The organism is Bacillus cereus group sp. N31, from assembly GCF_016483245.1.
Lineage (GTDB): Bacteria > Bacillota > Bacilli > Bacillales > Bacillaceae_G > Bacillus_A > Bacillus_A toyonensis.
Window position 1 is genome coordinate 96,810 of record NZ_JAEHCH010000004.1, and the last position, 12,215, is coordinate 109,024.

The window sequence follows — 12,215 nt, forward strand, 5'->3', positions numbered from 1 at the left end:
GACCTATACCTCGCTGCCTTTCTTTGTTTTATTTCTTATGCTTACTATCAACGCTATATTTATAGAAAGGTATTTTGGTGATATACAAAAGTGGATTCGAATTATTACATGTTGCTTTTCTTTATTCGTAGTAGTTTTAGTAGCTCTATGGAAAGGTTACTTTTAGTCCTTACTTAAGAGAATGAGAAATATGTGATTACACTATACTCGATTCGATAATATTACTTAGCTGCATCGGTTTATATTAATCTTTTCTCCCCTCAATCATGATAAAATGTACAATAGGAAATTTTATGTAACGTAAAGGGGGAAGATTCATGGTCAGCTTTAGTACTTTGCTAGCTTTTGCACTTGTTTCACTTAGCATGGTTTGTTCACCTGGTCCTAATATGATTTATCTCATCTCTCGTTCCATTACGCAAGGACGTATGGCAGGATTTATTTCTCTCTTGGGCATTATGCTCGGATTTGTAATTTATATAATCGCAACAATGTTTGGACTTACAGTTCTTTTCCTTGCTGTTCCTGCTGTCTATGAAGCAGTAAAGTGGGCAGGTGCCGCTTATTTACTTTGGCTAGCTTGGAATTCGATTAAACCTGGTGCTACATCTATTATGGAACCTCGTACTATTTCTAATGAACCACCACGGAAATTATTTCTAATGGGACTCATGACCAATCTTCTGAATCCAAAGATTGCAATTTTGTATGTATCACTGCTACCTCAATTTGAAGATCCTGAGAAGGGATCGTTGCTTCTACAAGGTGCAGTTTTGGGCCTTACGCAAATTACTGTTAGCTTTATCGTCAACCTCCTAATTGTATTTACAGCAAGTAAAGTTGCCAAATGGTTTGGCACACGCCCAACGTGGCTACGAGTGCAACGTTGGCTTATGGCAAGCGTCTTGACAGGTCTTGCTGTACGTCTTGCTTTTGAACGTCGACAGTAAGAGCCTCTTTACCTTCAGTTTCTATAATATAACCTAATAAATATTAATATAATTTATGTATAGTAGGTATTTACCTTATAAAATAAGGGGGATATTATGACTGAGACAAACGAATCTTCAGGAGTCAATTTGAAAAAAGATGTGAAATTTTCTATTATAATCCCTGCACATAATGAAGAAAAGTACATTAGAAAATGTTTGGATTCAATTGCAAAGGCATCAGAGGCATATAAAGAGCAAACGGAAGTTATAGTTGTTTTAAATCGTTGCACAGATAAAACAGAGGAAATAGCAAAATCTTATAATTGTATTACATTGAAAAATAACGATAAAAATTTATCTAAAATTCGAAATGCAGGGGCTAAAATGGCTAGTGGAGAAATAATCGTTACTATAGACGCTGATACGATAATGACAGAGTCTATGTTGTCTAATGTAGATAAATATTTAGCTTCAGGTAAATATATTGGTGGTGGGGTGAATGGGAAGTTTGAAAGAATATCTTTAGGAATATTTCTCTCTGCAATGTTAATAATAATCCCCTTACTTTTTAAGTACGGAGCTATATCTGTAGGGATTTTTTGGTGCTATAAAAAAGACTTTATGGCAATCAACGGATTTAATGAAAACATGCTTATGGCAGAAGATGCAGATTTCGCTAAACGGTTAAAAGAATGGGGAAAGAAAAATAATAAGAAATTCGGTACTATTAAAAATGGAATGATAACTTCATGCAGGAGATTTGATACATATGGAGACTGGGCCTTACTTAAAAACCCAAAAGTAATATTAGCTTATCTAAAAGGAAATGATAGAAAATCTGCAGATAAGACATATTATGATAATCAAGAAAGGTAACGCTTGAAATAGTGAGAACAGTTGATTGTCTAATATATAATGAGAGCACAACTGAATTTAATAGATACTACAAAAAAACCATCAATTTGATTAGATCTTCTTCAAATTAATGGTTTTTATTTTTGAAATAAATATCTATTTTTTATAAAAAATATTTTTTCACCCCCATAAAACTATGTATTCCTCCGAATATATATAGTGAAAAAATAAATAGAAGAAAAATGACTATAAAAGAATATCGGAGTATTAATAAAAATTACTAGATTAAGTTGGGCATCCGAAATAAAAGGATGAAATTACCAATGATATAGAGAAGAGTTATTTAAGGATTGCAGATAAAATAGAAAAAGAATAAGCAAAACGAACGGTAGAAAATAAGAAAGTAGATAAAAATACAAACTTAACTTTAGTGCCGAGAGAAAACGTTGGGAAAAGTTAGACTCGAAAAATATAACTAACAGCAAGAAGACAAGACCAAAGAAAAGTACTAATAAAATTTGGTTAAATGGTCACTTGTTTAGTGGCCATTTTGCTATTTGAAGGAGGCTGGGAGATTACAAGTGTTGAGTTTAGTAATGAAGATCTTAAGAAAACCGAAAATAGAAGATATCGTATGTAACATACAAAACAACGAAGGAGATAAAGAAGCGTTTATCGTACAGTATCAGCCTTTTATTAGAAAATCAATCTCATCTGTCTGCCGCCGATATATTACAGAACAGGATGATGAATATAGCATTGGATTGTTTGCATTTAACGAAGCAATTGAACAGTATTCATATACAAAAGGAAAATCCTTTTTAGCGTTTGCTGATCTTCTTATAAAAAGAGATGTAATTGACTATATACGCAAGGAGTCTAAACATAACCTTGTCTTTTTAAAAGAAGATAAGCAAGAGGAAATGTTAGAAATGCAAGTGTCGCTTACGGAGTATATGAAAGAGATGGAAAATAGTAACCGTAAGGAGGAAATTCTTCATTTTCAAAATGTGCTAGCTGAGTTTAAAATCACATTTTCAGAGCTTGCTAAAGAATCTCCTAAGCATCGTGATACGCGTGAACATTTAATAGAAATAGTAAAGATAATTATAAAAGACGAGGAAATGATGGAAGAGCTGTTCCGAAAGAAAAAGCTACCGCTTAAACATATTGAACCACGTGTTAGGGTAAGTCGTAAAACGTTAGAGAGGCATAGAAAATATATCATTGCAATGTGTATTATCTTTGCAAACAACTATACATACATTCTTGATTATATAAGAGGAGGGAAGCATGATGAATAAAGGAATTGTAATGGATATAAAAAAACATAGCGTAGTGGTTTTAACACCAAATGGAGAGTTTATTACGTGTAAAAGAAAAGAGAATTCTTACATGGTTGGGGAGGAAATCTCATTTGATGAGCAAGAGCAAAGAGCATCGCGTTTTTCGATGCCTTCTTTCTTAAAGCCTGCATCATTACTTGTTGCTTGTTTTCTATGCGCGTTGTTATTTTTCTACAACCAACCGGAAGAAAAAGTATTTGCTTATGTCTCAGTTGATATAAATCCAAGTTTAGAGGTGAGTGTAACAAAGGATCTTCGTGTTATAGATTTGCAAGCTTGTAATGATGATGGAAGGCGTATTTTAAAAGAAATAAAACGGTGGGAAAATAAACAGTTGCAAGACGTAATACGTACTATTATAAAGCAAAGTCAAGAAGATAATTATTTAACGAATGATAAACAAGTGATGCTAACAGCTGTTACAAAAGATAAGGCGTTACAACCACAGTTGGAAAAGGAAATGAAGGAATTAAAGAAAGAATATGAAATAAAACATGTTACAGTCGTATATCAAAGCAGTACGTTGGAAGTGCGAGAGAATGCTAGGAAAGCAGGAATTGGCACAGGTGTCTATATAAAGCAAGAGGAAGAGAAGAAAAAAGCGCTTACTCCACCTGCCTTGCCGTCTAATCAAGTGGAAAACGAAGAAGAGGTGCAATCGCAACCAAAGTCATCTCCTGATGCATCAGCGGACTTGTCTTCTGTAAAAGAAAAAAAATACGAGAAGCCAGAGCAGAAAGAACAAAAGAAAACCGAGGAACAGCCATCGAAGCAAATAAAAGAAAGTAATGGTAGAGGATCTCAGCAAGGAAATAATGGAAATCAACAAGAGAATAACGGAAGAGGGTCTCAACAAGGAAATAATGGGAATCAGCAAGGGAATAACGGAAGAGGGTCTCAACAAGGAAATAATGGGAATCAGCAAGGGAACAACGGAAGAGGGTCTCAACAAGGAAATAATGAAAATCAGCAAGGGAACAACGGAAGAGGGTCTCAGCAAGAAAATAGAGGACATCAGTAAGGGAATGAAAAGAAGAATCCATAAAAAATGGAAGTGAGAGATTTATTTCAAAGCTAAAAGGATTTATTATTCTATATTTCTATTAAGAAGGGGTATGTAAAAGGTATAATGAAGAAAAAAATTCAACAAGAGAAAGATAAAGTAAAGCCTGTTTTTTATGATCCGAAAGGAAGAAGAAACATAGCTTTTAGTTGGTTGCTATGTATCGCAATAGTTAGCTTAAGTATTGTATTTTATTTTTTCTTTCAAAGTATTTTTTCAACGCCAGAAATTCCAAATATGAATACCGCTGTACAACAAGATAATAAACTTGTACCTATTAATCAAAAACTTAGTGATCAGCAGTTAAAGAAGGAAGAATTCAAACCAAGTACCGAAACGAAGGATAATAAAAATTTGGTTAATACGTCGAACGATAGTAAAAACTCTAAAGAAGTTTATGGTTTTTATGTAAACTGGGATGAAAATAGTACAGCTTCTTTAAAAGAGAATATCGATTCATTAACCACATTAGTACCAGAATGGTATCACTTAAAAGCAGACTTAACAATTCGTAGTGAGATGAAACCTGAGATAGTAAAGTTAGCAGAAAAAAATCAAGTGAAAATTATGCCTTTACTTACTAACTATACAAAGGAAGCTTCGGGCCCTGATAGTGGACTTGTTCATAAGTTACTGAATTCCCCAGATGATGTAAAGACAAAGTTTATTAATGATTTAGTAAAGCAAGTTGAAAAGAATCGATTTTCGGGTATTAATATTGACTTTGAGGCAATACCCGAGAGCGATAGAGAAAACTTAACAAAATTCATGCAGGAACTTACTACGGTCTTTCATAAACATCATTTGCTCGTTACGCAAGATGTCCCTGCTAATGATACAGTTTTCGATTATGGTGCGTTAGCCAAAGTAATAGATCGAATGATTGTAATGATGTATGACGAGCACTATGGTGCAGGGGCGCCAGGACCAATTGCTTCAAATAAATGGTTCGAACATACGCTCAATGAACTAGATATACCGTCTGAGAAACTTATAGTTGCTTTCGGTAACTATGGATATGATTGGGAAGTAAATAGTAAAGAGACTGCGAAGTCTTTAACTTTTTCAGAAGTTATGGCAATGGCTCACGATTCAAATATAAAAATTCAATGGGATAAGATGAGTGGAAACCCTTATTTTCGATATAAAACAGAAGGGAAAGAACATACTGCTTGGTTCTTAGATAGTGTTACTCTTTATAATCAAGTGAAAATCGCAATGAACAACAATGCAAAGGGGTTTGCACTATGGAGATTAGGAGCAGAAGATCCTACTATATGGAAAGTTTTAAAAAATCCGATTGAAGTACAAAATAATCCTGATGCATTACATAAAATTGCTAGTTTAGATGAAGTGAATTATTCAGGACAAGGTGAAATTTTACAGATTGAGAATGAAAGACAAAATGGATTAAGAGATTATAAAGCAGGTAAAAATGGTTATCTTACAGATGAAGTATATCAATCATTACCATCTGCATACGAAGTGCAACGTTATGGAAAACCAAAAGGAAAACAAGTAGTATTAACATTTGATGATGGACCAGATCCTAAATACACACCGGAAATTCTAGATATATTAAAAGAGAATAATATAAAAGCAGCTTTTTTTGTACTTGGTGAAAACGCGCAACTCAATGCTAGTATTGTGAAAAGAATATACGATGAAGGACATGAAATAGGTAATCATACCTTCAAGCATCCTAACGTAGCTAATACGTCTTTACTACGAACAAAAGTAGAGCTGAATACAACGCAACGTCTAATTCAAGAAATAACTGGACATTCTACTGTTTTATTTAGGCCACCATATGAAGCGGATGCTAATCCAGATTCATCAAATGAAATAATGCCTATTTTGCGTGCGCAAAATATGAACTATACAATGGTGGCAGAAAAAGTTGATCCTGAGGACTGGGCGACGCCATCAACAAATGAATTGGTAAAGCGTACTCTTAATCCGATTTATAAGGGAGAGGGAAATATTCTTCTTCTTCATGATGCAGGAGGGAATCGTACCCATACGGTAGAGGCGCTACCGATCATTATTAAAGACCTTAAAAAGCATGGATATAGTTTTGTAACAATTTCAGATTTAATGAATAAAGAACGCGATGAAGTTATGCCACCTGTTTCTTCTGAGGGTAAACAATATTTACTTTACAATAAAGCTGTCTTTTCAGGAGCGGGATATGCAAAGCATATATTAACAACGATTTTTTATATTGCTATTGGATTAGGTATTTTTCGATTCCTATTTTTAATTTATTTTGCATACAAGCAGAAAAAGACAGTAAGCGCTCGCTTATTTACTAATTCTTCTTATCAACCTTTCGTTACTGTTGTCATAGCAGCATATAATGAAGAAAAGGTGATAGCTAAGACGATTCGCTCCATTTTGGATAGTGATTATAGAGAGTTTGAAGTTATTGTTGTGGATGACGGATCGAAAGATGGTACGTCAAAAGTAATGGAAGAAATATTTTATAAGCATCCTAAAGTTCGTTTAATTCAGAAAGAAAACGGCGGGAAATCATCGGCAATGAATTTAGGGTTTCAGCAATCACGAGGAGAAATCATTGTTACGTTAGATGCGGATACTATTATTGCACAAGATGCTATTTCTTTAATGATTAGACACTTTGAAGATCATAATGTAGCGGCAGTTTCAGGGAATGTTAAAGTTGGAAATAGACGGAATTTATTGACTACTTGGCAACATGTTGAGTATATTACAGGATTTAACTTAGAACGTAGAGCTTTTGATGAGTTAAATTGTATTACAGTTGTTCCTGGAGCGATTGGAGCATGGAGTAAAAAGAATGTAGTTGAATCTGGTTATTTAAGCGAAGACACATTGGCAGAAGATACGGATCTTACTATTACATTTTTACGTCAAGGACATAGAATTGTATATGAAGAAAAAGCATATGCTTTTACGGAGTCACCTGAAGATGTGAAAAGTCTCATTAAACAACGATATCGTTGGTCATACGGTACACTCCAATGTCTTTGGAAACATCGAAAAGCGCTGTTTCATTCCAAACATAAAGCATTAGGATTTATTGCATTGCCCAATATGTGGTTATTCCAATATGTTCTGCAATTTATTGCACCTTTAGCAGATATATTAATGATTATGGGGCTTTTTGGTAGCAATCCGCTAAAAGTATTAGGATTTTATCTTGTATTCTTTGTCATAGATCTTCTCGCTTCACTATTTGCATTTAAATTAGAGAAAGAGAATCCAAAACCATTAGCATGGTTAATTTTACAACGCTTTATTTATCGTCAATTTATGACGTATGTTGTCATTAAATCTATATTCTCATCGATTCGAGGAGTAGCAGTAGGGTGGAATAAACTAAAGAGAATGGGGAGTGTTAAACATTCCACGGAACATAAGGAGGCATCATAAGAGAACAGATTATCTGCTCTCTTTTTCATTGATTTTAGCTAGTTGAATTTAGAGTAGTAACATAAAACCTTCTGCTTCCACAACGAGATTTCTATTCATTACTGATAGTGAAACGTTATGTTAAGACACTCCTTTGTTTTCGGGCTAAAGTTTTTTTATATTTTTTTAAAATGACGGACACAAAAACGTATATGCTTTCGAATTATATATATGGATATCATTAATATTTATATAAAAGGGGAGAAAGAAACATGAAAGAAAAAAAAGAAATGTATGTAGAAATCGCTGAAGTATTAAAGGTATTGGCACATCCTGTCCGTTTATCCTTAGTAAAAATAATGCTTGCAAAAGGCGCTACGAATGTAACAACAATGTATGGGAATTTACAAATGCCCCAAAGTACAATTAGTCAACATTTATCCAAACTAAAGGCTGCTAAAATCGTAACAGGTACTCGAAAAGGATTAGAAATTTATTATGAGGTAACGGACAATCGTACAAAAGCGATATTAGCAAGCTTAGTTTAAATGCTGACTTTCTAGACTTCAAAATTAAGAAGATGCTACGAAAGTAGTTCTGTGGTTATAATTTTTAAGAGTTTTATACAAGAGCTATATTTATAAGAATATGTAATTTTCTTTCCCTACAGTTAGTTTTTTTGAGAAGTCAGCGTTTTGTTAGCTTCATAGTGATGTGACGATGCATAATGACTATGAAGCTAACAAAATAAATCTCCCAAAAGAATTTTTTGTTTTGGGGGATACTGCCCATGCCTATCAGCCTAATAATTTTATAACACTGCAAAACGAGAGAATGTACATTTTCACATGAAGATGCACATTCTCTCATTTTTGATATAGTTGTATTTTTTAGCTTGATAGCCATATGAGTACTACCACGAATAGAACGGTACCTTTTATATATTTTCTTTCGTAATAGTAACCCCATATTCCCTATAAAAATCTAAAATTGCAGATGGATTCACACCCAAATCTAATAGGTTTTCCGGAAAGTAAATTTCAGAATCCGGAACCACAATATCAGATGCTTGTAAAATGTTCTCTGCTTGGACAGCTGCTCCTAAAGCGGTAAGATGTGTCTGTCCTAACGGATCTGATATGTTCACACATCGACTATGCAATACACCAGTAGCATCATAACCTTTAAGGTGAATAACTATGTTATGTGCACTTCCTCTTCCGGGTTTATAGAGAATATTTTTCCGCAAATCGGTAAATTTTTCTCCGCTAATCATTTTCCAAATCCCTGTATTCACCAGAGAGACCAGTCCATATGTAGATATTTTACTATCAAAAGCAATACGAAAGTTAGCCGAAACAGCATGAATTGATTCTGGCAGGGTTACGTGATCAGGAGTATCCAAACGATAACATTTGGTTATATAACCGTTAGGAAAGCGGACTTTGATTGGATCAGTCATTGGATAAGCCTGTCGCATTCCCTCTCGAGCTTTAACTTCAAATGGAATAGTTAACCGGTCCATATATGCTGTTGAATTTGGCCCTGCTTTGTCTTGAAGAGAATATAGTGCGTTGATATCAACCGTAACCTCTTGAAGATCTTTTGAATAAATTTTAGCAAAAAGGGCTGCTGTCCCTCCCATCCACCCTGAAGCTAATACAACAGGGGATTGGACCTCAACATTTTTTAATCGATCAATAGAACTCTTAAAGCGTTCAGTCCAACGAGTAATGTCAACAAATGGAGATTTTTTTCGAACTGCAGATAGAAGTAGTCTATCTTGCGGGTCATTAACCGCATTAACAACTACTGTGAAATTATCATCCAAATTTCTTAAAGGATCATCTGTTGTGTTGTCTATATTGACTATTTTTACTCTCTCTGATTCAAAAGGTAACGTTTTCCCTAAGGTTCTTCCTCCTAATCTAATTTCCAAATCAGGATGTCGATCATGTAAAATTTGAGCAATTTGACTACCAACAACACCATACCCACCAACAATTAATACTGTTTTCTTATTCATCTGAAACCTCCATTTTAATTAGTATGAGATTATAAGTTTAAATGATTAAAAACTCAAACACTTCAACATAATGTCGCTAAAAAAAGGGACAAAAGGTGTCCCTAAACTATAAATGAGTATCTAATTCTTACATTCATCTTCAACTAAAGAAACAAGTTCTTTTAAAAGATTTATTGTTTCATTAAATTCAAGACAATAATACATTTCAGTGCCTTTTTTCTGAACTCGAAGTAACCCTGATTGTTTCAATATTTTCAAATGATGAGATACAGTAGGTCTTGACATGGGAATATGCTCCGCAATTTGCGTCACATTCAAGCTATCTTTATCAATTAAAAGCGATACAATTTGCTGACGAGTTGGATCTCCCAACCCTTGGAAACATGGTCTTAAATTTTCTAAAATATGCATTACTTTATCATTACAGTTCATTTCGTTAACATTACCTTCCGTTTAAGAATTTAATCATTTAAACGTATTATAAATTACATTACTATCTAGTGCAATAAAGAAGTAGCACCAACTTTAAGCATAAATATAGAAAGTTTCATAAACAACCATTTTTGATTTTCCAGATTTGTAAGAATGTCGGTTCTTTTTTCTGTAACAATTTCCAAATCCATTCCAGCTACAACCAGGATAAACACACGAAATTCACGAAACCTATATCGGATTGTATCAAAAGCTTCCAACTCAAGTGATCCTGCTTCGCTTGTTTATCCTCCTACAGAAAAACGGGTGAAAGTTCCACTGTTAAGAGAAAAAGACAGTCTTTAATATTTTAGGTATGGAGAAAAGTGTTCTTTAATGGTAGACTCAGGTAACTCTAAAGATCATGTTGAATTGTTTAATGAAGCTGTGCGTAATGAAGGATTAAGGAAACTGGAAAGAATTGTGATTCTACATTGGCACTGGGATCATATTTTGGGGATGCATGCAGTGGAAGGAATTACAATTGCCCACAAAAGAACGAATGATAAATTAGCAGAATTGGCTATGTGGGAATGGACAGATTCTGAAATGAAAAAGAGAGTAGCAGAGGTTGAGATTGAATTTGTAGATACTTGTATACGTATAGAGTATCCTTTGTTATCTGAAATAGGAGTAGTGACTTCCGATATTTCCTTCAACGGTTATATGGAAATTGATTTAGGAGGTATTGTTGCACAATTACATCATGTAATCTCTCCGCATAGTGACGATTCTGTTTGCATATTTGTACCTCAAGAAAAAGTATTATTTATTGGCGATGCTGTTGGAGTGGATTATTATAATAATTGCCACTTAGATAAAGAAAAATTAAGGTCTTTAATTACAGCGACGGAAGGATTTGATTTTGATATTTGTGTAGTAGGGCATGCTGAGCCAGTAAGCAAATCAAATTTTGTTAATATCATGAATTCTCTTCTGGAACGTTAAGAAAGATTGTGCCCCCATAATTCTATTTTTCTTCTTTATTAACTCTTAAAAGTATGAATCTATATCAAATGGGGGTAATCTATTTTCTTAACTTAATAGTTATGTGACAATACTCCTATTACAAAATTTCAAAAGAATTCTTTGTATAGAAGATGTAACAAGGTAGGTAGAATTCTTTTAGTCATTTAATCTTTTCATCTGATGATCTTTTCCCCATTCAAATAGTTCATTCATAATATGCATTAAAGATTTTCCGTGTTCACTTAGTGTGTACTCAACCTTTGGTGGTACTTCTTGATATACGGTACGATGGATAATCCCATCAGCTTCAAGTTGCCGAAGTTGCTGTGTAAGAACCTTTTGTGTAAGGTTTGGAATTTCTCGTTTAATTTCATTTGTTCGCATTTTTCCATCCATCAAAACACATAAAATATAAACTTTCCATTTTCCGCCGATTACATCGAGTGTCGTTGCAATTGGGCAGTCATCATTTTGATTCATAAAACACCTCCAAAGGTACCTCAAGGTTCCTATAGTACCTGAAAGTACGTACTTTTCAATTATATGTGACTCATCCATACTAATACTAAAGGGTTTGAATTATTTATAAGGGGGAAGAAAATATATGAAAACACTTGTAATTGTAGCACATCCTGATATTGAAAAGTCTCGAATTAATAAAAGATGGGTAGAAGAACTTGAGAAACATTCTGATGAAATTACGGTGCATGAACTATATAAAGCGGCACCAAATTGGGAGTTTAATGTTGAAGAGGAACAAAAGCTATTAGTAGAACACGACCGATATATATTTCAATTTCCATTCTACTGGTACAGCTCACCACCACTATTAAAAAAATGGTTTGACGATGTATTAACATATGGATTTGCTTACGGATCTAAAGGGGATAAAGTGAAGGGAAAAGAGTTTGGTGTAGCTATTTCTATAGGTGGATTAGAAACAGACTATGAAAATAGCGGGATCACAATGGCTGAGTTGACGAAACCATTTCACGCTACAAGCTTATACACGGGAATGGAATTTATACCTTCGTTTTATTTATATGGTGCAGAATATAAGCTAAGTGATGAAGAGATTAATAATAGTGCGCCTGAGTATGTGCAATATGTGATGAATAAGAAGTATTCTAATATATAAGGAGAAATAGCCATTTACT

The 12,215-nt window shown here is 34.0% G+C and carries 10 protein-coding genes and 3 pseudogenes; 9 read left to right on the forward strand and 4 right to left on the reverse strand.

What is annotated here, in order from left to right; genetic code table 11:
- Positions 1-10: 10 nt before the first annotated feature.
- From JDS81_RS08425 to JDS81_RS08455, 7 genes and pseudogenes are all read left to right on the forward strand, one after another.
- Positions 11-166, forward strand: a pseudogene (locus tag JDS81_RS08425) (DUF3963 domain-containing protein); the annotation flags it as partial.
- A 151-nt stretch (positions 167-317) separates the two neighbouring features.
- The gene (locus tag JDS81_RS08430) at positions 318-950 is read left to right on the forward strand and encodes a LysE family translocator (RefSeq protein WP_097953819.1); all 633 of its coding nucleotides are present in this window, start codon (positions 318-320) and stop codon (positions 948-950) included.
- Between the two features lie 96 nt (positions 951-1,046).
- Positions 1,047-1,808, forward strand: coding sequence for a glycosyltransferase (locus JDS81_RS08435; RefSeq protein WP_097953820.1), 762 nt, complete (start codon positions 1,047-1,049; stop codon positions 1,806-1,808).
- 560 nt (positions 1,809-2,368) lie between these two features.
- A complete protein-coding gene (gene sigI, locus JDS81_RS08440; protein ID WP_097953821.1) occupies positions 2,369-3,091 on the forward strand; it encodes an RNA polymerase sigma factor SigI in 723 nt (240 codons plus the stop codon).
- Positions 3,081-4,151: pseudogene (locus tag JDS81_RS08445) on the forward strand (anti-sigma factor domain-containing protein); the annotation flags it as partial. The gene sigI and the pseudogene JDS81_RS08445, both read left to right, overlap by 11 nt.
- 111 nt (positions 4,152-4,262) lie before the next feature.
- Positions 4,263-7,613 (forward strand): trifunctional glycoside hydrolase family 18/polysaccharide deacetylase/glycosyltransferase family 2 protein, encoded by a 3,351-nt coding sequence (locus JDS81_RS08450; protein WP_097953869.1) that lies wholly within the window; start codon positions 4,263-4,265, stop codon positions 7,611-7,613.
- Positions 7,614-7,864: 251 nt separating this feature from the next.
- The gene (locus JDS81_RS08455) at positions 7,865-8,140 is read left to right on the forward strand and encodes an ArsR/SmtB family transcription factor (protein WP_000660068.1); all 276 of its coding nucleotides are present in this window, start codon (positions 7,865-7,867) and stop codon (positions 8,138-8,140) included.
- A gap of 389 nt (positions 8,141-8,529) precedes the next feature.
- Here JDS81_RS08455 and JDS81_RS08460 read toward each other — a convergent pair whose 3' ends face one another.
- The 3 genes from JDS81_RS08460 to JDS81_RS08470 form a co-directional block, all read right to left on the reverse strand.
- Positions 8,530-9,618 (reverse strand): saccharopine dehydrogenase family protein, encoded by a 1,089-nt coding sequence (locus JDS81_RS08460; RefSeq protein ID WP_097953870.1) that lies wholly within the window; start codon positions 9,616-9,618, stop codon positions 8,530-8,532.
- 120 nt (positions 9,619-9,738) lie between these two features.
- A complete protein-coding gene (locus tag JDS81_RS08465; RefSeq protein WP_000995770.1) occupies positions 9,739-10,050 on the reverse strand; it encodes an ArsR/SmtB family transcription factor in 312 nt (103 codons plus the stop codon).
- 65 nt (positions 10,051-10,115) lie between these two features.
- Positions 10,116-10,310 (reverse strand): hypothetical protein, encoded by a 195-nt coding sequence (locus tag JDS81_RS08470; protein ID WP_097953871.1) that lies wholly within the window; start codon positions 10,308-10,310, stop codon positions 10,116-10,118.
- Positions 10,311-10,419: 109 nt separating this feature from the next.
- On the opposite strand from JDS81_RS08470, the pseudogene JDS81_RS08475 reads away from it, so the two are divergent.
- Positions 10,420-11,037: pseudogene (locus JDS81_RS08475) on the forward strand (MBL fold metallo-hydrolase); the annotation flags it as partial.
- A gap of 177 nt (positions 11,038-11,214) precedes the next feature.
- Here JDS81_RS08475 and JDS81_RS08480 read toward each other — a convergent pair.
- Positions 11,215-11,538 carry a winged helix-turn-helix transcriptional regulator gene (locus tag JDS81_RS08480; RefSeq protein ID WP_001072968.1) on the reverse strand — a complete coding sequence of 108 codons (324 nt, stop codon included), beginning with the start codon at positions 11,536-11,538 and terminating at the stop codon, positions 11,215-11,217.
- Between the two features lie 124 nt (positions 11,539-11,662).
- Here JDS81_RS08480 and JDS81_RS08485 point away from each other — a divergent pair, with 124 nt between their 5' ends.
- On the forward strand, positions 11,663-12,196 hold the full coding sequence (locus JDS81_RS08485) for an NAD(P)H-dependent oxidoreductase (RefSeq protein ID WP_087948721.1): 534 nt from the start codon (positions 11,663-11,665) through the stop codon (positions 12,194-12,196).
- The last annotated feature ends 19 nt before the right edge of the window (positions 12,197-12,215 follow it).